At 72.0% G+C, this 21,447-nt stretch carries 22 protein-coding genes and 2 pseudogenes; 15 read left to right on the top strand and 9 right to left on the bottom strand.

Annotated elements, in window-relative coordinates:
• The first annotated feature begins 50 nt into the window (after nt 1–50).
• From ACZZ0J_RS13850 to ACZZ0J_RS13840, 3 genes are read left to right on the top strand one after another with little or no spacing between them, the layout of a single operon-like run.
• Nucleotides 51–1,070: a Gfo/Idh/MocA family protein gene (locus ACZZ0J_RS13850; RefSeq protein ID WP_463437422.1), complete on the top strand. Its 1,020-nt coding sequence runs from the start codon at nt 51–53 to the stop codon at nt 1,068–1,070.
• On the top strand, nt 1,067–2,095 hold the full coding sequence (locus ACZZ0J_RS13845; RefSeq protein WP_463437421.1) for a Gfo/Idh/MocA family protein: 1,029 nt from the start codon (nt 1,067–1,069) through the stop codon (nt 2,093–2,095). Before ACZZ0J_RS13850 ends, ACZZ0J_RS13845 begins: the two co-directional genes overlap by 4 nt.
• A 49-nt stretch (nt 2,096–2,144) precedes the next feature.
• Nucleotides 2,145–3,386 carry an MFS transporter gene (locus ACZZ0J_RS13840; protein WP_463437420.1) on the top strand — a complete coding sequence of 414 codons (1,242 nt, stop codon included), beginning with the start codon at nt 2,145–2,147 and terminating at the stop codon, nt 3,384–3,386.
• Nucleotides 3,387–3,401: 15 nt separating this feature from the next.
• Here ACZZ0J_RS13840 and aztA read toward each other — a convergent pair whose 3' ends face one another.
• Entirely contained in the window at nt 3,402–4,034 is a 633-nt protein-coding gene (aztA, locus tag ACZZ0J_RS13835) for a zinc ABC transporter ATP-binding protein AztA (protein WP_463437419.1), read from the bottom strand.
• A 50-nt stretch (nt 4,035–4,084) separates the two neighbouring features.
• Here aztA and aztB point away from each other — a divergent pair, with 50 nt between their 5' ends.
• The 4 genes from aztB (at nt 4,085) to ACZZ0J_RS13815 (ending at nt 8,322) form a co-directional block, all read left to right on the top strand.
• Complete coding sequence (gene aztB, locus ACZZ0J_RS13830) at nt 4,085–4,963, top strand: zinc ABC transporter permease AztB (protein WP_123671168.1); 879 nt, start codon at nt 4,085–4,087, stop codon at nt 4,961–4,963.
• Nucleotides 4,960–6,192, top strand: coding sequence for an ABC transporter (locus ACZZ0J_RS13825; protein WP_463437418.1), 1,233 nt, complete (start codon nt 4,960–4,962; stop codon nt 6,190–6,192). Before aztB ends, ACZZ0J_RS13825 begins: the two co-directional genes overlap by 4 nt.
• Before the next feature lie 82 nt (nt 6,193–6,274).
• Nucleotides 6,275–7,114: a metal ABC transporter solute-binding protein, Zn/Mn family gene (locus tag ACZZ0J_RS13820; protein WP_463438187.1), complete on the top strand. Its 840-nt coding sequence runs from the start codon at nt 6,275–6,277 to the stop codon at nt 7,112–7,114.
• 29 nt (nt 7,115–7,143) lie between these two features.
• Complete coding sequence (locus ACZZ0J_RS13815; RefSeq protein WP_463437417.1) at nt 7,144–8,322, top strand: hypothetical protein; 1,179 nt, start codon at nt 7,144–7,146, stop codon at nt 8,320–8,322.
• Between the two features lie 138 nt (nt 8,323–8,460).
• Here ACZZ0J_RS13815 and ACZZ0J_RS13810 read toward each other — a convergent pair whose 3' ends face one another.
• Nucleotides 8,461–8,589 carry a VOC family protein gene (locus tag ACZZ0J_RS13810; RefSeq protein ID WP_463438251.1) on the bottom strand — a complete coding sequence of 43 codons (129 nt, stop codon included), beginning with the start codon at nt 8,587–8,589 and terminating at the stop codon, nt 8,461–8,463.
• A pseudogene (locus ACZZ0J_RS13805) lies at nt 8,589–8,774 on the bottom strand (VOC family protein); the annotation flags it as partial. The pseudogene ACZZ0J_RS13805 and the gene ACZZ0J_RS13810, both read right to left, overlap by 1 nt.
• 219 nt (nt 8,775–8,993) lie before the next feature.
• Here ACZZ0J_RS13805 and ACZZ0J_RS13800 point away from each other — a divergent pair.
• The 3 genes from ACZZ0J_RS13800 (at nt 8,994) to msrA (ending at nt 11,036) form a co-directional block, all read left to right on the top strand.
• Nucleotides 8,994–9,452 carry a DUF4383 domain-containing protein gene (locus tag ACZZ0J_RS13800; RefSeq protein WP_123312179.1) on the top strand — a complete coding sequence of 153 codons (459 nt, stop codon included), beginning with the start codon at nt 8,994–8,996 and terminating at the stop codon, nt 9,450–9,452.
• Between the two features lie 141 nt (nt 9,453–9,593).
• Complete coding sequence (locus ACZZ0J_RS13795; protein WP_123937243.1) at nt 9,594–10,415, top strand: aldo/keto reductase; 822 nt, start codon at nt 9,594–9,596, stop codon at nt 10,413–10,415.
• Nucleotides 10,416–10,514: 99 nt separating this feature from the next.
• Complete coding sequence (gene msrA, locus ACZZ0J_RS13790) at nt 10,515–11,036, top strand: peptide-methionine (S)-S-oxide reductase MsrA (protein ID WP_111086459.1); 522 nt, start codon at nt 10,515–10,517, stop codon at nt 11,034–11,036.
• An 89-nt stretch (nt 11,037–11,125) separates the two neighbouring features.
• On the opposite strand, the gene ACZZ0J_RS13785 is transcribed toward msrA, so the two are convergent.
• Nucleotides 11,126–12,127, bottom strand: a complete 1,002-nt coding sequence (locus ACZZ0J_RS13785) for an aldo/keto reductase (RefSeq protein WP_463437416.1) — start codon at nt 12,125–12,127, stop codon at nt 11,126–11,128.
• Nucleotides 12,128–12,247: 120 nt separating this feature from the next.
• On the opposite strand from ACZZ0J_RS13785, the gene ppk2 reads away from it, so the two are divergent.
• The 3 genes and pseudogenes from ppk2 to ACZZ0J_RS13770 form a co-directional block, all read left to right on the top strand.
• Nucleotides 12,248–13,195, top strand: coding sequence for a polyphosphate kinase 2 (gene ppk2 / locus ACZZ0J_RS13780; RefSeq protein WP_463437415.1), 948 nt, complete (start codon nt 12,248–12,250; stop codon nt 13,193–13,195).
• An 85-nt stretch (nt 13,196–13,280) separates the two neighbouring features.
• On the top strand, nt 13,281–13,499 hold the full coding sequence (locus ACZZ0J_RS13775) for a hypothetical protein (RefSeq protein WP_463437414.1): 219 nt from the start codon (nt 13,281–13,283) through the stop codon (nt 13,497–13,499).
• A 324-nt stretch (nt 13,500–13,823) separates the two neighbouring features.
• A pseudogene (locus tag ACZZ0J_RS13770) lies at nt 13,824–14,216 on the top strand (DUF6611 family protein); the annotation flags it as partial.
• 162 nt (nt 14,217–14,378) lie between these two features.
• On the opposite strand, the gene ACZZ0J_RS13765 reads toward ACZZ0J_RS13770, so the two are convergent.
• A complete protein-coding gene (locus tag ACZZ0J_RS13765; RefSeq protein ID WP_463437413.1) occupies nt 14,379–15,188 on the bottom strand; it encodes an N-acyl homoserine lactonase family protein in 810 nt (269 codons plus the stop codon).
• Between the two features lie 76 nt (nt 15,189–15,264).
• On the opposite strand from ACZZ0J_RS13765, the gene ACZZ0J_RS13760 reads away from it, so the two are divergent.
• Entirely contained in the window at nt 15,265–15,915 is a 651-nt protein-coding gene (locus ACZZ0J_RS13760; protein WP_463437412.1) for a cyclase family protein, read from the top strand.
• Nucleotides 15,912–16,598: an alpha/beta fold hydrolase gene (locus ACZZ0J_RS13755; RefSeq protein WP_209132759.1), complete on the top strand. Its 687-nt coding sequence runs from the start codon at nt 15,912–15,914 to the stop codon at nt 16,596–16,598. Before ACZZ0J_RS13760 ends, ACZZ0J_RS13755 begins: the two co-directional genes overlap by 4 nt.
• A 30-nt stretch (nt 16,599–16,628) precedes the next feature.
• Here the strand turns inward: ACZZ0J_RS13755 and ACZZ0J_RS13750 are convergent, their stop codons facing one another.
• From ACZZ0J_RS13750 to ACZZ0J_RS13735, 4 genes are read right to left on the bottom strand one after another with little or no spacing between them, the layout of a single operon-like run.
• Nucleotides 16,629–17,906, bottom strand: coding sequence for a metal-dependent hydrolase family protein (locus tag ACZZ0J_RS13750; RefSeq protein ID WP_463437411.1), 1,278 nt, complete (start codon nt 17,904–17,906; stop codon nt 16,629–16,631).
• Nucleotides 17,907–17,925: 19 nt separating this feature from the next.
• Nucleotides 17,926–18,744 (bottom strand): ABC transporter ATP-binding protein, encoded by an 819-nt coding sequence (locus tag ACZZ0J_RS13745; RefSeq protein ID WP_463437410.1) that lies wholly within the window; start codon nt 18,742–18,744, stop codon nt 17,926–17,928.
• Complete coding sequence (locus ACZZ0J_RS13740) at nt 18,741–20,483, bottom strand: dipeptide/oligopeptide/nickel ABC transporter permease/ATP-binding protein (protein ID WP_463437409.1); 1,743 nt, start codon at nt 20,481–20,483, stop codon at nt 18,741–18,743. The genes ACZZ0J_RS13745 and ACZZ0J_RS13740 overlap by 4 nt, the downstream gene beginning before the upstream one ends.
• Nucleotides 20,476–21,417 carry an ABC transporter permease gene (locus ACZZ0J_RS13735; protein WP_463438186.1) on the bottom strand — a complete coding sequence of 314 codons (942 nt, stop codon included), beginning with the start codon at nt 21,415–21,417 and terminating at the stop codon, nt 20,476–20,478. Before ACZZ0J_RS13735 ends, ACZZ0J_RS13740 begins: the two co-directional genes overlap by 8 nt.
• Nucleotides 21,418–21,447: the final 30 nt, after the last annotated feature.

The raw sequence follows: 21,447 nt of genomic DNA, 5'->3' as shown, positions 1-21,447 counted from the left end.
GGCGTCGTCCCCGTCACCGTCGACCGGTCCACCCCGCGAAGGAGCCCCCGATGCCCCCGACCCCTCCCCGGATCGGCCTCGTCGGCGCCGGCGGCATCGCCCACGCGCACATGCCCGGCCTGCTCCGCCTCGGCCCGGTCGTCGTGTACGCGCAGGACGGTGCGCAAGACCTGGCCGCCGCGTTCGCCCCGGCCGCAGCCGCCGCGGGCTCGTCGATCACCGTCGTCGACTCGCTCGACGACCTGTTCGCGGTCGTCGACGTCGTGGAGGTGGTGACGCCGACCTTCGCCCACGCCGAGGTCGTGCGCGCCGCCCTCGCCGCCGGCAAGGACGTCGTGTCGGAGAAGCCGCTCGCCCGGACCGACGCCGACGCTGCCGACCTGGTGGCCCGTGCGCAGGACGCCGGCCGACAGCTCTTCCCGGCCCACGTGGTGCGCTTCTTCCCCGCCTACGTGCGCCTGCACGACGCCGTCACCACGGGCCTCCTGGGCGACCTGGCCGTCCTGCGGTTCGTGCGCTCCGGGGCCTTCCCGACCCGCACCGCGTGGTTCGCCGACCGGGCGCTGTCCGGCGGCATCGTGATGGACCAGATGATCCACGACCTCGACATCGCGCGGTGGGTCGCCGGACCCGTCACCACGGTGTCGGCGGTCGGCGTCCGTGCCGGCACCGAGGCCGAGCCGGTGGAGGCAGCACACGTCCTGCTCACGCACGAGTCCGGGGCGATCAGCCACGTCGCCGGGATCTGGGGACCGCAGCACCTCGCGTTCTCGACCGAGTACTCGGTGACGGGCACGCACGGCAGCCTGGCGCACCGGTCGCTCGACGAACAGGACTACGTCGCCGACCTCGCGGTGCCCGACGCCGCGGACGGCTTCCTGCCCGAGGTCGACCCCGCCGACGACCCGTACGGGCTCGAGCTCGCCGAGTTCCTCGGGGCGTTCGCCGGCGGTTCCGCTCCGCGGGTGACGGCTGCGGACGGCGCCGAGGCGGTCCGGATCGCGAACGCGGCACTCGAGTCGATGGACACCGGGCAGCCGGTGTCCCTGACGACGGGGGCTCGCGCGTGACCGCCCTGAAGATCGCCGTGATGTCGTTCGCCCACACCCACGCGATCGGCTACCTCACCGCCCTCACCGCGATGCCCGGGGTCGAGGTCCGCGGTGCCGACCCGGGCGGCGTCAGCACGGGCGAGACGATCGTCGAGCTGCGCGGCCGCGACCTGGCCGACGAGCTCGGGGTCGACTACGCGGAGACGTACGACGAGCTGCTCGCCTGGGGCCCGGACGCCGTCGTCGTCACGAGCGAGAACGCCCGGCACCGCGAGCTCGTCGAGGCCGCCGCCACCGCCGGTGCACACGTCCTGTGCGAGAAGCCGCTCGCGACCACGTGGGAGGACGGCCTCGCGATCCGCGACGCCGTCGAGGCAGCGGGCGTCGTGCTCATGGTGGCGTTCCCGGTGCGGTTCACCTCGGCGTTCGACAAGCTCCGTGCGGCGCACGACTCCGGAGCGCTCGGGCAGCTGTTCTCGGTCCGTGGCGCGAACAACGGCATGCTCCCCCTGACCCGGTCGTGGTTCACCGAGCCGGAGCTGTCCGGCGGCGGCGCGATCGTCGACCACGTCGTGCACATCGCGGACCTGCTCGAGGGCCTGATGGGGTCGGCACCCGTCACCGTGACCGCGGTGGCGAACCGCACGCTGCACGCGGCCCGGGCGCAGGCGGAGACCGCCGGACTCGTCACGATCACGTACGCGAACGGCGTCGTCGCCGCGATCGACTGCTCGTGGAGCAAGCCGGACACCTCAGCGGTGTGGGGTGGGCTGACGCTCGACGTCGCCGGGACGGGCGGCACGGTGTCGCTCGACTTCTTCGGGGCGGCTGCTCGCGGGATCGTCGCGGAGACCGGGCTGCCGATCGAGTCCCGCACCGGTGCCGACCCCGACGCGGCGATGCTCCGGACGTTCGTCGACGCCGTCCGGGCGGGCGTGCAGCCGCAGCCGGACGTGCACGTCGGGCTGCGGACCCTGTCGATCGTGCTCGCCGCGCAGGAGTCGGTGGTGTCGGGCCGCACCGTGTCGGTAGCCAGCGAGTAGCGACACGACTCGCGGGAATGGCCCGCGACCGGCGCTGCTTGACGACCCCATGACCTCGTCAGCAGAGCGCCGCGGGTGGCTCGGTGTCACGTCCGTCGCACTCGGATCCTTCGTCCTCGTGCTCTCCGAGTTCCTGCCGATCGGGCTCCTGCCCGCCATCGCCGCCGACCTCGACGTCGGGATCGGCGCGGCCGGGCTCATGGTCGTCGCCACCGGGCTGGTCGGTGCCGTCGCGGCGCCGGTCGTCACGGTCCTGACCTCGCGGGTGGACCGCCGTGTCGTGCTCGTCTCGCTGACCGTGCTGCTCGTGGTGGCGGACGGGCTCGCAGCCATCGCGCCCTCGTTCGGTGTGCTGCTCGTGGCCCGGATGCTCCTGGGCGTCGGCATCGGCGGGTTCTGGGCGATCGGCGCCGGCATCGCCGGTCGACTGGTCCGGCCGGCCGCCACGATCCGGGCGACCTCGCTCATCACCGCCGGCGTCTCGGTCGCGACGGTCGTGAGCCTGCCGCTCGGCGCCCTCGTCTCGTCGCTTGCCACCTGGCGGCTCGCGTTCGTCATCGGCGGTGTGCTCGGTCTGGTCGCGCTCGTCCTGCAGCTCGCGATGCTGCCGCGCATCCCCGCGCAGCAGCAGGTCCGGTTCGCGACGCTCGCCTCGCTGCTCCGCGTCCCCCGCGCCCGTGTCGGTCTGATCGCCGCCGCGTTCCTGTTCGCCGCACAGTTCGCCGCGTACACGTACATCGCCCCGTACCTGCAGGACCTGGTCGGGGTCGGACCGGACACCGTCACGCTCGCGCTCCTGGTGTTCGGCGTCGCGGGGATCGTCGGGAACTTCGCCGCCGGCTTCACCCTGGGACGGAGCGTGCTCGGGACCATCAGCGTGTCCAAGGTCGCCCTCGCGGTCGCCGTGGTCCTGCTCCCCCTGCTCGCGCACTCCGTCGTCGGGGTGTTCGTGCTGCTCGTGGTGTGGGGGCTGGTCTGGGGCGCGTTGCCGCTCGGCATGCAGACGTGGATGTCCACGGCCTCGCCCGCCGGGTCCGAGACCGGGCTCGCGCTGTTCGTCACGACCATCCAGCTCGCGATCGCCGCGGGGTCGGTGCTCGGCGGCGCAGCGGTGTCGTCGTTCGGTCTCGCTGCGGACTTCTGGTTGTCCGGAGGGGTCGCCGTCGTGGGTGCGATCGTGCTCGTCTCCCTCAGGCTGCGCCGCTCGAGCGCAGCGCCGGTCGCCGACGAGGCTCCGGCACCGGTGCCGGTGACGACCTCGACGGGTTCCGTCGCCGTCGCCTGCCCCTGACCGCCACCCGCGCCGTCAGGGCGCGGGGAGCGTGACCACGGCGTCGGCTGCGGTGATCGCCACCGGATCGTGTGCGGCGTGCACGACCACGACGCCGTCGGCGGCCTCGGCGGCGAGCGCCGCCACCACGAGCGCAGCGGATGCCGAGTCGACGCCGGCCGTCGGTTCGTCGACGAGCAGCACGCGCGCCCGCTGCGCCAGCCCGAGTGCCACGAGGGTGCGCTGCCGCTGGCCGCCGGACAACGCGTCGAGCGGGCGGTCGGCCAGTTCGGTGATCGCCATCCGCTCGAGCTGCGCGTCGACGACGGCGCGGTCGTCGCGTCCGAGCGGTCGCCACCAGGCCCGGTGACGCCACCGGCCCATCGTGACGGCCGCGCGGACCGTGAGCGGGAGCGTGGTCGGCGGGACGGACTGGCTCACGTGGGCGACGCCGCCTGACGGGAGGCCCGTGATGCGCCCGGCGGTCGGCCGCAGCACGCCCGCCACCACGTTGAGCAGCGTCGACTTGCCGGACCCGTTGGGTCCGGTCAGCGCGGTGACCCGGCCGGCCGGGAAGGCCGCGTCGAGGCCGTCGAGGACGGTCCGCTCCCCGCGGACGGCGGTCACCTGCTCAAGGCGGACGGCGGGCATCGGATCGGTCGTGGGCACCTGAGCACGCTATCAGTATCGATACTCGTTTTCATGTAGCGTCTCGGATCGTGACCTGGCTGACCGATCCCTTCACCGTCGACTTCATGGTGCGTGCCCTGACCGGTGGCGCCCTGGCCGCGGTGCTGTGCGCCGTCGTCGGGACGTGGGTGCTCGTGCGTGGGATGGCGTTCCTGGGCGAGGCGCTGTCGCACGGCATGCTGCCCGGCGTCGCGATCGCAGCGCTCACCGGCGTGCCCGCAGTGCTCGGCGCCGCCGTGAGCGCCGGCGTGATGGTGTTCGGCGTCGGGGCGCTCCGACGACGCGGTGGCTTGTCCTACGACACCTCGATCGGGCTGCTCTTCGTCGGGATGCTCGCCCTCGGGGTCATCATCGTGTCGGCATCACGGTCCTTCGCCACCGACGTCACCGCGATCCTGTTCGGCGACGTGCTGGCCGTGACCCGCACCGACCTCGTCGGCCTGGCGATCGCGGTCGCCGTCGCCCTGCTCGTCGCAGCCGTGTTCCACCGACCGTTCACGGCACTGGCCTTCGACGTCCGCAAGGCCGCGACGCTCGGCCTGCATCCCCGGCTCGCCGAGGTGGTCCTCATCGGCCTGGTCACGCTCGCCGTCGTCGCCTCGTACCGCGCGGTGGGGACCCTGCTGGTCGTCGGACTGCTGCTCGCGCCCGCCGCCGCGGCCCGCGCCTGGACGAAGCACGTGGCCTCGACGATGCTCCTCGGCGCGGTGCTCGGTGTCGTCGCCGTCCTGGTCGGCCTGCTCGTCTCGTGGCACGCCGGCACCGCCGCCGGCGCCAGCATCGCGGCCGTCGCCGTCGCCGGGGTCGCCCTGTCCCACGGGCTGGCAGCCATCGCACGCAGCACCGCGCGCGCGACCACCAGGCCCGTCGAACACCCTGTCCGAGCACCAGCACGAGAGGCACCATGAACCACGACCCGACCACCGACCGCCCCCACGCACGCGCACGACGCACGCGACTCCTGGGTGCCCTGGGCCTGACGACCAGCCTCGCGCTCACCGTCACGGCGTGCTCCACCGCGTCGACACCGCCGGCCGACGACGCCAGCGCGACCACGGCCCCGCACGGCTACGTCGCGGGCGCGACCGAGTCCCAGGAACCACAGCTGGGCCTCCTGGCCGTCTCCGCGACCGGCGAGACGGCGCTGCACGACCTGCTCACCGGCGAGACGACCGACCTGGACCGCATCGGCGCAGCCGAGCACTCCGCGACCGACGGTCGGTTCCTGGTGACGAGCGACGGCGACCGCACCACGGTCGTCGACGGGGGATCCTGGACCGTCGACCACGGCGACCACACGCACTACTACGCCGCCGAGCCGCGCGTCGTCGGGACGCTCGAGGGCGGCGGTCCGGTCCAGGTGCACTCGTCGGAGACGATGACCACGATCGCCTGGCCGGAGCGCGGCGAAGCGGTGGTGCTCGACCGCGCGGCACTCGGGCAGGGCGAGCTCGACGAGACCGCACGACTCGACGCGACCGTGCTGCTCCCGCTCGGCGAGCACCTGGTCGCCGCCGAGGGCGACACCGTCCGCGTCCTCGACACCGACGGAGAACAGACCGAGTCGGCCGGGTCGACCAGCGCCGGACAGGCCTGCACCGACCCCGCTGGTGGCATCGTCACCCGCGCGGGCGCCGTGGTGGGCTGCGCCGACGGAGCGGTCGTCGTCGACGATGCCGGTGCGACCTCGTTCGTCGCACTGCCGGACGACGCCGAGCGTCCGACCGCCTTCGCCGCGCGGGCCGGCCGCCCCACGGTCGCCGGACTCGCGGGCGACAGCGGCTTCTGGTTGCTCGACGTCCGACAGGGCTCCTGGCGGCACGTGCCGACCGAACGGCCGCTGCGTGCGGTGGTCGCCGTCGACGACCAGGACGAGCACGTGGTCGGGGTCGACGACGCGGGTCGGGTGGTCGTGGTGACCGCCTCGACCGGGAAGGTCGCGACGACTGATCCCCTGGTCGACGGCGACACCGACACCGACACCGCGCCGCTGCTGCAGCTCGACGCGCAGCGCGCCTACGTGGCCGACCCCACGGCCGCCGTCGTGCACGAGGTCGACTTCGCGGACGGCGCCCGCGTGGCCCGGACCATCGAGCTCCTGTTCGCGCCCGTCGCGTTCGCCGAGGTGGGACGGTGAGCGGAACCTTGCCGGTCGGGCGCACCGCGCGTGCGGTGGCAGCGGCCCTCGTCGTCGCAGCCGTTGCCGTCACGACAGCCGGCTGCAACACGACCGGGTCGGACCGTCCGCTCGTCGCCGTGACGACGAACATCCTGGGCGACGTCGTGACCGAGGTCGTCGGCGACGACGTCGACGTCATGGTGCTCATGCCCCTGGCGGCGACCCGCACTCGTTCGAGGTCTCCGCGCAGCAGGCGGCGCGACTCCGGAGCGCGGACCTGGTGGTCGAGAACGGCCTCGGGCTCGAGGAAGGCGTGGCCCACCACGTCCGCGCCGCGGCCGACGACGGCGTGGCCGTCTTCACCGCGGGTGACGCGATCGACGCCCTGGAGTGGACCACCGACGACGACAGCGGCCCGGACCCGCACTTCTGGACGGACCCGGCGCGCATGGTCGACGTGGTCGAGGCCCTCGACGAGGAGCTGGACGCCGTCGGCATCGACACTCCCGGCGCCGAGGCCTACACCGACCGGCTCGATGCCCTCGACGACGACCTGACCGCCGCGTTCGACACCATCCCCGCCGATCGCAAGGCCCTGGTGACGAACCACCACGTGTTCGGCTACCTCGCCGACCGCTACGGCTTCCGGGTGGTGGGTGCCGTGATCCCGAGCGGCACGACGCTGGCGTCCCTGAGTGCCGCCGACCTGCGTGACCTGGCGAACGCGATCGAGCAGGCCGGCGTCCCGACGATCTTCGCCGACGCCTCGCAACCCGCACGCCTGGCCGAGGTCCTGGCGGACGAGGTCGACGTGCAGGTGTCGATCCGCTCGCTGGCGACCGAGTCCCTGACCGAGGACGGCGCCGCGTCGACCTACCTCGGGATGATGCGCTCGAACACCGAGTCGATCGTCGACGGCCTGACGGCTCCGATTTCTTGATGAGAATGAGAATCAGTACAGTGTTGCCCATGACCAGAACCAAGACCCTCCGCGCCGCGGCACTGCCGGCCGCGCTGCTCGGCACCGTTGCCCTGGCCCTGACCGGGTGCGCCACGAACGCCGCCGATGCCGAGAGCACCTCGGCCCCGAAGGCCGACAGCACCCGCATCACGCTGACCTACGACGGCGGCCTGCTCGTGCTCGACCAGGATCTGCAGGTCGTGGCCGACGACGCCGTCGACGGCTTCACCCGCGTGAACCCCGCCGGCGACGGCCGCCACGTGCTCGTCACGGTGCCCGAGGGCTTCCGGGTGCTCGACACCGCAGCGGACCCGGCCCTCACCGCCGCGGTCTTCCCGGCCGACACCGGTGGGCACGCCGTCGTGCACGGCGACCGCACCGCCCTGTTCGCCGACGGCACCGGCGACGTGACGACCTTCGACAACACCGACCTCGACGGCGACGCCCTGCCCGACGCCCGGACCACCGAGTCCGAGGCGGCGCACCACGGCGTCGCGATCGAGCTCGAGGACGGCACGCTCCTGACCACCATCGGCACCGAGGAGAGCCGGAGTGGCGTCCGAGCCCTGGACGCCGACGGCGAGGAACTCACCTGCTCCGAATCGTGCCCGGACGTGCACGGCGAAGGTGCGGTCCAGGACGAGGTCGCGGTCTTCGGCTGCACCGACGGCGCGCTCGTCTACGCCGACGGCGCGTTCGAGAAGCTCGACGCCCCGACCGAGTACGGCCGCACCGGCAACCTGTTCACCACGGACACGTCGTCGGTCGCGGTCGGTGACTACAACGACGACCCGGACAGCGAGGGCTACCTGCTCGACCAGATCGCGCTGATCGACGCGGCTTCGGGGAAGTACACCGTCGCGGACCTGCCCGACGGCGTCGGCTTCACGTTCCGCGACCTCGCACGCGGCCCTGGCGACGAAGCGGTGGTCCTCGGTGACGACGGCGCCCTGCACACCTTCGACGAGACCAGCGGGGAGCAGCTCGACTCGTTCCCCGTGCTCGACGCGTGGGAGGGCCCGGCCGAGTGGCAGGACGCCCACCCCGCCGTGAAGGTCTCCGGCGACATCGCCTACGTCACCGACCCCGCCGAGCGGAAGGTCCACGCCGTCGACCTGACCACCGGGAAGGTCGTCGCCTCCAGCGACGCACTGCCGGGCGTGCCCAACGAGATCGCGGTCGCGTAGCGCTCTGCAGGCGACCACGCGCAGACGGGCGCGCCCCGCTCAGCGGCAACGCGAAGCGTTGCGCGGGGCGCGCCGACCGAGCCTGCGAGGGAGGCGTGGCGACACCGCACCGGGCCTCCCGTCCGTCCTGGGGTCGCGTCAGCCCTGCGGCGGCGCGTAGAACTGCAGGTCGTTGCCCTCGCTGTCCTTGAACGGCACGATCTTGCCCCACGGGTGCTCACTGATCTCGCCCTGCACGTCCGCACCACGCTCGCGGATGCTGGCCAACTCGTCCTCGATCGACCCGTCCGGCTGGAACGTGATGACCGCTCCCCGCCGCTCGACGAGCTCGCCGACTCACGGCCGTTCAGGCCGATCATCAGGCCGTTCGCGTCGATCTCGCTCCAGTCGTCGGACTCGTCCGTGACCGTCAGGCCGAGGGTGTCGCGGTAGAACGCGACCGCCCGCTGCATGTCGGTGACCGGGACCCATACCGCTGCGACTCCGCTTGCCATGGTGCTGCCTTCCGTCGGTGTTGCCGTGCTGCGGAGCGTAGGCAGCACGCGATGCGCACCGACTCAGCGGTCCCTCGTGCGTTCGGAAATCGGATGACACCTGCAATCCGACTGCGCATCGGCCTCGAATGCCCTGTGCGTCACATCCGCGACGCGCACGAAATGAGAGGTCCCACCATGACCAGCAACGCAGCAACCGCTCGCAACCGCACCGGCTCGACGTGGACCCAGAAGGGTGCGCTCCTCTTCGGTGTCGTCTTCCTGATCGTCGGCATCGCCGGCTTCATCCCCGGACTCACGATGGACATGGGGTCGATGTCGATGGCCGGCCACGGTTCCATGGCCCTGCTCCTGGGCCTGTTCCAGGTGTCCGTCCTGCACAACATCGTGCACCTGCTCTTCGGCATCGTCGGACTCATCGCAGCCCGTTCGGCATCCGGCGCTCGCCTCTACCTGGTCGTCGGCGGCATCGTCTACGCGGTCCTGTTCGTCTACGGTCTGTTCACGGCCGGCATGGCGGACCCCGCGAACTTCGTCCCCCTGAACAGCGCGGACAACGTGCTGCACGCGTTCCTCGCCGTCGCGATGATCGTCCTCGGCTTCGTGCTGCCGCGCATCGGCGCTCGCACGCGCTGACAGTCGCCCGTCGTCTGACGCGTTCGCGCCCCCTGGCGGGCATCGCGCCCATGTGAGTCGGGGCGCGATGCCCGTTCCGGGGCGCGGTACGCGGCGGCGGCGCTCCACACGTCCACCAACCCGCGGCGTACTGTCCGACGCATGCCCGCTCTCACCGACACGTTCACCCTGTCCAACGGCCTGCACATCCCGAAGATCGGCTTCGGCACCTGGCAGATCCCGTCCGGCGACGACGCCTACGACGCCACGAAGACCGCCCTGGACGCCGGCTACCGCCACATCGACACCGCCCTGGCCTACGGCAACGAGGCCAGCGTCGGCCAGGCCATCCGTGACAGCGCCGTCCCCCGCGACGAGGTCTTCGTCACGACGAAGCTGCCCGCCGAGATCAAGACCGCCGACGGCGCCCGTGAGGCCTTCGAGACCTCGAGCCGCAACCTCGACGTCGGCGTCATCGACCTGTACCTCGTGCACGCACCGTGGCCCTGGGACGCCATCGGCTCCGACCACCGCGACGGCAACGTCGAGGTGTGGAAGGTGCTGGAAGAGGTCTACGACGCCGGCAGGACCCGCTCGATCGGTGTCTCGAACTTCGCCGTCGCCGACCTCGAGGACCTGCTCGGCCGCACCGACGTCGTCCCGCACGCCAACCAGATCCGCTGGTTCATCGGCAACACCCAGGACGAGACCACCGCGTTCGACCGCGAGCACGACATCCTGACCGAGGGCTACTCGCCGCTCGCCACCGGTGGCCTGCTCGAGAACACGCAGATCGCCGAGATCGCGGCGAAGTACGACAAGACCGTCGCCCAGGTCGCGATCCGCTACCTGCTCGAGAAGGACGTCCTGCCCCTGCCGAAGTCCACGACCCCGTCGCGCATCGCCGCGAACGCCGACGTCGACTTCGTGCTGTCGGCCGACGACGTGGCCGCGCTCGACGCGCTCGAGGACACCACGAACTGACGCGATCGGACATCGGGCGACGCGGGAACACCGCAGCCCCGTTGCCGGTTGCACCACACGGTGCCGCAGCCAGCGGCACGACAACCTCAGGAGGCCACCATGACCACCACCGAAACCGCCATCCTCGCCGGCGGCTGCTTCTGGGGAGCGCAGCAGCTCCTCCGCCGCCGACCCGGCATCATCAGCACCCGCGTCGGCTACTCGGGTGGCGACACCCCGAACGCGACGTACCGCAACCACGGTGACCACGCCGAGGCGGTCGAGATCGTCTTCGACCCGTCGGTGATCTCGTACCGTGACCTGCTCGAGTTCTTCTTCCAGATCCACGACCCGTCGACGAAGGACCGCCAGGGCAACGACGTCGGACGCGCCTACCGTTCGGCGATCTTCTTCACCTCGCCGGAGCAGGAACAGGTCGCGCGCGACACCATCGCCGACGTGGACGCCTCCGGCATCTGGCCCGGCAAGGTCGTCACCGAGGTCGAGCCCGCGGGCGACTTCTGGCAGGCCGAAGAGGAGCACCAGGACTACCTGGAGAAGTACCCGGCCGGGTACACGTGCCACTTCGTGCGCCCGGGGTGGAAGCTCCCGCACCGCGACGAGGCGACCGCGGCGGTCTAGGGCAACCCACCAAGCGACGGGAGGCACGGTGCCAGCTGGCACCGTGCCTCCCGTCCGTCCAGGGTCACGCCCACTGCATCCGGCGTGCGTCAGCCGCGTGGCACCAGTGCGTCGATCGCCGCGAGCTCCTCGTCAGTGAGCGGGGCACCCGCGAGGGAGTCGAGCGTGCCGTCCAGCTGACGAACGCTCGATGCCCCGACCAGCGCCGACGTGACGGCGGGCTGCCGGAGCACCCACGTGATCGCGAGCTGCGCGAGCGTCTGCCCGCGGGCAGCCGCGATGTCGTTGAGTGCGCGCGCTGTGGTCAGGTACTCGTCGTCGATGCGGTCCGCACCGAACCAGCGGCCCTCGGCCGCACGCGACCCGACCGGCACCGAACCGTCCAGGTAGCGGTCCGTCAACAGCCCACCGGCCAACGGCGAGAACACGATCGCACCGGTGCCGAGACGCGTGAGCTCGTCGAAGAGCCCGTCCTCGGGGACCCGGTCGAACATGTTGTAGCGCGGCTGGTGGATGAGCAGGTGCATGTTCTCGGCGGCGAGCGCCTCGGCTGCCGCGGCGGTCTGCGCCGGGTCGTAGTTCGAGATGCCCGCGTAGAGCGCCTTGCCCGAACGGACCGCGGTCACGAGCGCGCTGACCGTCTCCTCGATGGGGGTCTCGGGGTCGGGACGGTGCGAGTAGAAGACGTCGACGTAGTCCAGCCCGAGGCGCCCGAGCGACTGGTCGAGCGACGCGAGCATGTACTTGCGCGAGCCCCGGTCGCCGTACGGGCCCGGCCACATGTCGTAGCCGGCCTTCGTCGACACCACGATCTCGTCACGGTACGGACGCAGGTCCGACTCGAGGATGCGGCCGAACTGCTCCTCGGCCGACCCGGCAGGCGGACCGTAGTTGTTCGCCAGGTCGAAGTGGGTGATCCCGCGGTCGAAGGCGTGCAGCACGACGTCGCGCTGCGTGGCGAGTGCGCGGTCGGCGCCGAAGTTGTTCCACAGGCCGAGGGAGATGCGCGGCAGCATGAGGCCGCTCCTCCCCACGCGCTGGTACGGGAGCTGCTCGTAGCGGTCGGCGGCAGGCAGGTGGACGTCAGGCATCGTTGCTCGATCCGGGGTCGGGGACAGGCCATCGAGAACGCTACCGCTTCGGATCACGCAGCCGCTTGGTCACCTGAGGGACACGTCCGGTTGGGCAGTTGTCGGGTCACACAGGACAGGATGGGACCAGCCGACCGATCGGCGGGCAGAGGAGACACCGTGGACACAGCGCCGTACTCGCAACCACTCCGGGAGTACATCGAGCAGCTCCGGACCGAGGGCTACAGCGTCGCCGACGGGCACACTGCTGACCCGGACCTCATCGACCCGCACGGCAACCCCGTCCTGACGTGGCGCGACGACTACCCGTACGACGAGCGGCTGCCGCGCGAGGAGTACGAGTACGCGAAGTACCAGCTGCAGATCGAGCTCCTGAAGTGCCAGTACTGGCTCGAGGACACCGGGCAGAAGGTCGTCGTGCTGTTCGAGGGCCGTGACGCCGCGGGCAAGGGCGGCACCATCAAGCGGTTCACGGAGCACCTCAACCCCCGCACCTCGCGCGTGGTGGCGCTCAGCAAGCCGAGCGAGCGGGAACGCGGCGAGTGGTACTTCCAGCGCTACGTGCAGCACCTGCCGTCGGCCGGCGAGATGGTCCTGTTCGACCGCTCCTGGTACAACCGCGCCGGCGTCGAGCGGGTCATGGGGTTCTGCGACGACGCCGAGTACGAGTCGTTCATGACCCAGGTGCCGCAGTTCGAGCGGATGCTCGTCGACTCCGGCGTCCACCTGACGAAGTTCTGGTTCTCGGTCACCCGCCGCGAGCAGCGCACCCGGTTCGCGATGCGGCAGCTCGACCCCGTGCGCCGGTGGAAGCTGTCCGACATCGACCTGCTGTCCCTCGACCGTTGGGAGGACTACACCGAGGCGAAGATGGCGATGTTCACGCGCACCGACAAGCGGTACGCGCCGTGGACCATCGTGCGGTCGAACGACAAGAAGCGCGCCCGACTCAACGCGATGCGGTACTTCCTGACGCAGTTCGACTACCCGGACAAGGCGGTCGACGTGATCGGCAAGCCGGACCCGCTCATCGTGCGGCGCGGCAAGCGGGACGTCGACATCGAGTGAGTGGACCGTCAGGAGTCGGCACTCGGGCGTAGGGGTTCCGTCAGGGCGCCTTCCCCTTGCCCGTCCGCGCGGGAACGTGTCCGGTGTGACACTGACAGCGATCATGCCGACGCTCCGCGCGTCCCTGCCGGATCCCATGGACCCGGTCCTGTGGCCGGCCCACACCGTGGCGACCACCAACGACCTGGTGGTCGCCGCGATCTCGATGGTCCGGCTCGCCGACCTGACCGGCACCCCGAGCGTCCACACCGCGGAGCAGTCGCCGCCGCGCTACCGCCCCCGCGGCTGGACCCTCGTGACGTGAGCGTCGCGGTCGCGTCGGTCACCCGTGTCCGACGGCCGCGCACCGGGGTGGTGCTCCTGGAACTGGACGCGGTCCTGCCGACCTGCGCCGTGCTCGACCAGGTGCGTCTGATCGGACGCCGGAGCACCGCTCCCTCGCCACGATGTACGTCGTGTCCCGATGTGACGGTCAGGCCGACGGCCCGTTCCACCGCCTCCCGGCTCCGCTGCCGGCCGATGTCCGCGATGGTGACCTGGTCTGCTTCCCCTGCCTCACGACGGTTCGGCACCGGGACGTCGTCAGCACGGCCGTGCCCGTCCGCGCCGAGCTCCTGCCGGTGGAGCGGTGACCACGGCGACGTCGGTCCGCGACCGCCTGATCGACGGGCCGCACCTGTGGGGCCGGTACACGATCCGGCCGGTGGGGCGCACGCTGTGGGCCTCGCGGACGCTCGTCGTGTTCCCGCCCGGTACCAGCAGGAGTGAACGCCTGCTGCTCCGGGCGTGGCACGTCTGGCCCGCCGTCGGGGCGTTCACCGCGCTCGTGGTCGTGGTCGTCGCCGTCTCGGTACCGGCGGCGGGCATGCCCGTCGGACTCGCGCTGTACGCCGCGGGGTTCGCGGTGCTCGCGCGGGCCACCAGACGACTGCGGCCACGGGTGCGCTCGATCACCGTGACCACGTTCCTGGGCAACGGTCGGCCGGAGGTGTACGGCGACGAGCGGCTCCTCGCCGGCTCGCTCGACGCGCTCGATCCTGGAGCGGGCGGTGCGGGCGCACCGGCTCGCGCCCGTCGACTTCGAGCTCATCTGGGCGGATGTGTGGGCCGCGCTGCCGGAGCAACCACCGCGGGCAGGGTGACCCATCCCGAGCGCGGTGCTCCACTGGCCGGACCCGCCGGCTCAGCGCCGCCAGGCTGCCCACTCGGGGTCGTGCCCGGGCCAGACCTCGACGCCGGGCTCGGCGGCCATGTCCGCCAGTCGGTCGATCGAACGCTGCGCCTCGAGCTCGTCCCCGGCCCTCCCCACCCACCCACACGGAGTCCGCTCGGTGAGGTTCCGCTCGAGGTCGGCGGCGTCGCACGCGAGCACCACGGTCCGAGCCGGCAGGTCGACGCGGAACGACTGGTGCCCCGGCGTGTGTCCGCGGGTGTCGAGTGCGGTCAGGCCGGGTGCCAGTTCCGTGTCCCCGTCGAGCAGGAACACCCGGACGTCGGCGTCGAGCACGTCGTCGACGACGACCGTCTCCTGCCGACCGATGCCGCTCTGCAACCAGTCCCACTCCCGTCGCTGCAGCGCGACCGGGGTGCCCGGTGGGACGAGCCGCAGGCCGCCCGTGTGGTCGAGGTGCACGTGCGAGATCGCGCAGAGCGCCAGGTCGTCCCACGCCAGTCCCGCAGCCGCGACCCCCTCGGCGAGCGCGTCGCCGGGCGGTACGACCGCCGTGTAGCTCTCGTACTCGTAGTGCGCGGCCCGCTCCTCGGGGTCGCGCACGCGGTCGACGTTGAACCCGCCGTCGAGGAGCACCCAGCCGTGGTCGAAGACGACGGCTGCGGCGGTGACGGGTTCGAGCAGGAAGCGTGCGGGATCGCCGCCCCGCAGGGAGATCGACTCGGGGATCGGTTCCCACCCGAGCACGAGCGGCACGAGCCCACGTGGCCGGCCCCCGAGCGCAGCTCCGGTCCGCACCGCCCCGTCGAACGTCTTCGCCATGCCTTGCACCTCCGGCTTGATTGGATACAATTTGAACCAATCCGAATCCATTGTGCCGGAGTTCCGGGAGGACGCCATGACCGACGCGATCGACATCAACATCCCGATCCACACCAAGATGTTGCACTGGGGCCGGCGCCCCACCTTCGAGATGGTCGAGGAGATCGCGGACGGGTACCCGTCGGACGTCTCCCGCTGGCTGATCGGTGCGCACACGGGCACGCACGTCGACGCCCCGTCGCACTTCGTGCCCGGTGCGACGACCGTCGACGAGATCGCGCTCGAGAGCGTGGTCGGCCCGGTCCGCGTCCTCGACCTACGACACGTCGTCGAGGAGATCACCGCCGACGACCTCGAGGAGGCGGGTGCGGCCGGCGCCGAGCGCGTGCTGTTCCGCACGCGCAACTCGACCGACGCGCTGACCCGGAACGAGCGGTCGGAGACGTGGGTCGGCCTCGGCCCGAGCGGCGCGCAGTGGCTGGTCGACCGCGGGGTCCGGTTCGCCGGCATCGACTACATGACGATGGAGGCCCCGGCGCACACGGAGGCGTGGCCGACACACGTCGCCCTGTGCGGCGCCGGCGTCGTGATCCTCGAGAACGCGGACCTGTCCGAGGTCGAGCCCGGCGACTACCTGATGGTCTGCCAGCCGGTGCCGTTCGCGGGGCGCGAGGCCGCTCCCGCTCCGACCGTCCTGCTCCCCCTCGCCGTGGCGACCCACGCATGAGCGTCCACGTGGTCCTGGTCCACGGCGCCGGCGGTTCGCCGTCCACCTGGTCGTCCGTCGCCCCGCTCCTGCGCGACCGCCGCATCCCGTACACGCTCGCCGACAACGCGATGACCTCGCTCCGCGACGACGAGGCCTCGGTCCGCGCCCTGGTCGACGGCATCGACGGCCCGGTCCTGCTCGTCGGCCACTCCTACGGCGGCGCCGTCATCACGAACGCGGGCACGCACGACCGCGTCGTCGGACTGGTCTACGTCGCGGCCTTCGCTCCGGACGCGGGCGAGTCGGTCTCCGGGATCGTCGAGACCCGGGAACCCGCTCTCGTCTCGCAGTACATGCACCGCGGCCCGGCCGGCGAGTGGATCGCACAGGACGACGAGGAGTCGCGGCTGGCGCTCGCTTGGGACGTGCCCGAGGACGTGCTCCGGGCCGCACGTGCGGAGGGTCGTGTCACCGCCGACGCCGCCTTCCAGCAGCCCACGGCAGAGCCCGCCTGGCGGACCCGCCCGAGCTGGTACCTGGTCGCCACGAGCGACCGGCACCTGCTGCCCGCGATCCAGCGCGACTTCGTCGCCCGGATGGGAGCAGTGGTCGACGAGGTCGACACGAGTCACGCCGTCGCGCACGCCGCTCCGGACCGGGTCGTCGCCGTCATCGAGCGCGCGGTGGCCGCGCTGCGCTGACCACCGCCGGCTGCGCGGGTGGCGCCTCGGTCAGGAGGCCGTGGTCACCAGTCCGTCCAGGTCCTTGACCACACGACCCGCCTGCATGACCGCGCGCACGCTGGCAGCGTCGGCCAGCGCGCCGACGTCGGCGAGCGGGTCGACGCCCGAGACGACCAGGTCACCGGCCTTGCCGGGCTCGACGGAGCCGAGCCGGGCCTCCAGACCGAGCAGCCGGGCACCCTGCAGCGTGCCGGCCGTGATCGCGGCGAGCGGCGAGAGCCCGACCTGCACGAGGCGGGCGAGTTCGGCGAGGTTCCGACCGTGCGGGTGCACACCCGCGTCGGTGCCGAGCGCGACGGGCACGCCGGCGGCGACGGCACGTCGCACGCTGTCGAGGCCGCGAGCGTGCAGTGCCGCGCGCTGTGCGAGGCGTTCCGCAGAGGCGGTGGACGGGTCGAGTTCGCGCAGGAGCGTGCTGAGGGTGGGGACGAGCACCGTGCCGCGTTCGACCATGAGCGCGATGGTGTCGTCGTGCAGGTCGTAGCCGTGTTCGATGCTGGCGGCTCCGCCGAGCACGGCGGCGCGGGCCGCGGCGTCGGTGAGCGCGTGGGCGGTGACCGGGCGGCCGCCGCGTTCGCCGACCAGGTGGACGACGAGCCGCACGTGGTCCTCGGTGATGCCGACGTCGTCCGGGTCGTCGGTCGGCGAACCGACCCCACCGGACGTGGAGACCTTGATCGCGTCGGCGCCGGTGCGGAGCAGCGAGCGGACCGTCCGGACGACGTCCTCGTCGGTGTCGACGACGCCCGGCGCGGGCATGCCCGGCCGGACGGCCCAGGCCGGCAGCGATCCGTTCGGCCGGACCGGGTCGGCGTGGCCACCGGTCGGCGAGAGCATGGCGATCGCGAGGTGCAGGCGCGGACCGACGACGGTGCCCCGGGCGACGGCGTCGCGGTAGCCGGGGGTCAGCCCGTCCAGGTCCCGCGCGGTCGTGACGCCGGCGTGCAGGGTGCTCCGGAGCACCTCGGCGACCTCGAGCACGTGCTCCTCCGGGAACCGTGCCCGCTGCTCCTCGGGCGTCGTCGGCACCATGCTGAGGTGCACGTGGGCGTCGACGAAGCCGGGCAGCAGCCACCGGCCGGACAGGTCGACCGTCGGCACGTCCGCAGCCGGGGCGCGCCGTGGACCGACGTAGGTGACGTCGCCGTCACGCAGCTCGACCTCGGCGTCGGCGCGGGGCGGCGCACCCGTGCCGTCGACCAGGGTCGCGCCGACCAGTCGGAGCACGCCGTCGGCGTGCGGGGTCGTCGGGAGTCGTGCCGCCACAGCGGGCCTTCCGGGTCGGTCAGCCGGCCAGGCTGAAACGGGCGGAACCGGGGTCCGCGTCGAGGAGACGACGCGTGTACCAGTGCTGCGGATCGGCGTAGATCTGCTCGACCGGACCGGCCTCGACGACCTCACCCTGGTACAGCACGACGACCTCGTCGCTCACACGCTGCACGACCGCCAGGTTGTGCGAGATGAACATCATCGTCAGGCCGAGGGACTCCTTGATGTCGGCGAGCAGCTCCAGGATCTGCGCCTGCACCGAGACGTCGAGCGCCGAGGTGATTTCGTCGGCGATGACCAGGTGCGGGTCGATGACGAGGCCGCGGGCGATGGCGATGCGCTGCCGTTGCCCGCCGGAGAACTCGTGCGGGTAGCGGTGCATCATGTCCCGTGACAGCCCGACCCGCTCGAGCCAGCCGCCGATGCGGTCCTCGTGGGTGGCGACCCGGGGGCGGATGGGGTCGATCGCCTCGGCCAGGGTCTGCGCGACGGTCCGTCGCGGCGAGAGCGACGAGTACGGGTCCTGCGGGATCATCTGGATCCGACGGCGGTACCCGCGCAGGGTCGACCGGTCGGCCGCGGTCAGGTCGACGCCGTCCACCGCGGCGCTGCCCGAGGCGGGCTTCACGGTGCCGACCAGGACCTTGGCGAGGGTGGACTTGCCCGAGCCGGACTCGCCGACGACGCCGACGGTGCGACCTCGCTCGAGGCGGAGGTCGACGCCGTGCAGGACGGTCGTCGAGCCGAACGCGACGTCGAGGGCGCGGACGTCGATCATGGGGGCCGTGCCGGTGTCGGTTGCGCGGCGTTCGCGCGTCGTCGTGGTGTCGGTCATGCGTGTGCCTCCGCCTGCTCGGTGCGCGTGGACTCCGTGGGCACCGTCACGACCGGAGTGGCCGCCAGGAGCTGCTTCGTGTACGGGTGGTCGACGGTGTCCGGGGAGAGCCCGGCGACGTCGTCGATGCGCTCGACGATCTCGCCGTTCCGCATCACCAGGACCCGGTCGCACAGTGCTCGGACGACGCCGAGGTCGTGGGAGATGAACAGCACGGCGGTGCCGGAGTCCTCGTTCATCCGCTTCAGCACCGTCAGCACCTCACGCTGGACGGTGACGTCGAGGGCGGTGGTCGGTTCGTCCGCGATGAGCAGGTCGGGCTTCGTGCTCATCGCCGACGCGATCATCGCGCGCTGCTTCATGCCGCCGGAGAGCTGGTGCGGGTACTGGCGCAGTCGACCCTCGGGATCGGTGAGCATCACGGCGCGGAAGCCCTGCGTCAGGAGTCGGATCGCGTCACGTCGGCTGTGTCGCAGCCGCATCCGCAGCACGTCGGACAACTGGATGCCGAGCACCATGGCCGGGTTCAGCGCGGTGCCCGGGTCCTGGTAGACCAGGCCGATGCGGGATGCGAGCACGCGGTCCGGCACACGACCGAGCAGGTCGACGCCGCCGAGTTCGAGCCGCCGCGCGGAGCCCTCGAGCCCCTCGCCCAGCAGCTTGGCGACGAGCGAGGCCGTCAACGACTTGCCCGAACCGGACTCGCCGACGATCCCGAGCACCTCGCCCCGCCGGATGGTGAACGAGACGTCCTTGACCAGGGCGCGTCCGCTCGCTGCGTGCTGCACCGAGATGCCGTCCGCGACGAGCACGGCGTCGTCCTCGACCGCGAGCGTCCACGGGCCGGTCGCGCGGGTGGTGCGGGACCGCGTGGTGTTCGACCGCGGGTTCGCGGCAGCGGCCAGTCCGTCCCCGACGAGCAGGGCGGCGAGGGAGGCGAAGGTCAGCGCGACCGCGGGGCCGACGATGACGACGGGGTTCACGACGATCCGGTCGAGTCCGTCGTTGAGCAGGGTGCCCCAGTCGAACGCGGGGGTCTGCGCGCCGAGGCCGATGAAGGACAGTCCGGAGATCTCGACGAGCGATCCGGAGAAGGCGCCGGCGATCAGGATCAGCGTCGGCTCGGCCATGTTCGGCAGGACGTGCCGCATCGCGACGCGGTGCGCCGGGACCCCCATCAGGCGTGCCGTCGTGACGTACTCGCTGGTGGAGATCTTCGCCGCCAGGTTGGCGGTCAGACGGGCGAAGCCGGCGATGTTCGCGACGGCGATGGCCACGACGACCTGCACCATGCCCTGCCCGAGGATCGCTGCGACGATGATCGCGACGAGCATCGTCGGGTAGCTGACCGCGAACTCGATCCCGCGCAGCCCGAGCTCGCGCACCCGGCGGGGGGCGAGCCAGACGCCGATGCCGAGCGCGATGCCCACGATCGCGGACAGGGCCGTGGCGGCGAGCGCCATCAGGACCGTGGCCCGGGTGGCGACCAGGGTGCGCGCGAGCATGTCGCGGCCGAGGGTGTCGGTACCGAGCGGGTGCTCGGCGGTGGACCCCAGCCCAGAGGTACCGCCGATACCCGTGGCCTGGGCGCCGAACACGAACGGGGCGACGACCGCCACGATCAGGATCAGCCCGAACATCGCCAAGCCGACGATCAGCCCGCCGTTCCACGCGAAGGTCCGGGGACGCGATGCCGGGTCGGTCGTGGCGGCCCGGACGGTGGTGATGGTGTCAGCCACGCTTCTCCCCGAGGGTGCGCGGGTCGATGAGACCCAGGATGATGTCGATGACCAGGGTGATCACGAGCGAGATGAGCCCGATCACGAAGACCGCGGCGCGGATCACGGGGTAGTCCTTGTCCACCGCGATCGCCTGCACGATGACGCCGCCCAGACCCGGCCACGCGAAGACCGCCTCGGTGATGAGTGCCGAGCCGAGCAGGGCCGTCAGGATGATCCCGGACAGCGTCAGTGCGGTGGTGAGCAGGTTCGGCAGCATGTGCTTGGCGTAGATCGACAGCGCCGGCAGCCGCCACCCGCGGGCGGTGCGCATGTAGTCCTGCTCGAGGATGACGGCGGTCTCACGGCGGACGATGCGGGCCACCGAGCACGTGCCGCCCACGGTGAGCGAGGCGATCGGCAGGACCGCCGCCGCGCCGAAGTCGTAGGCCGGCGAGTACGCGGGCGGCAGCACGTGCAGCAGGACCGCGAAGACGACGACGAACCCGGTGGCGAGCACGTACGTGGGGATCGACGAGATCAGGCCGGTGACCGCCGAGAACGAGACGTCGAGCCAGCGGTGCCGGTCGCCGCGGGTGAGGACACCGACGGTCATGCCGAGTGCGAGTCCGAGGACGAGCAGCAGCAGGACCGCGGCGATCGTGATCGTCAGCGTGTACGGCACGGCCGTCATGACGATGTCCATCGCCGGCGCGCGGTACTTGTACGAGTCACCGAAGTCGCCCTGCACGACGCCGGCGACGTAGTGCCACAGCTGGACGGGGATCGGCTGGTCGAGACCGAGTTGGTGCCGGACGAGCTCGACCTGGGCGAGCGTCGCGGTGTCGCCGGCGATGGCCGTTGCCGGGTCGCCGGGGATGAGCTGCACGATGAGGAACGTCACGAGGACGAGCAGCGCCAGGTTGATGACGAGTCCGACGGCACGGCGGAGCAGGAAGCGGCGCCATGCGCCACCGAGGCTCGC

It is taken from the genome of Curtobacterium sp. AC272, assembly GCF_979258155.1.
Note: the sequence above shows the minus strand (reverse complement) of the source record. Positions and strands in the feature narration are given on the sequence as shown.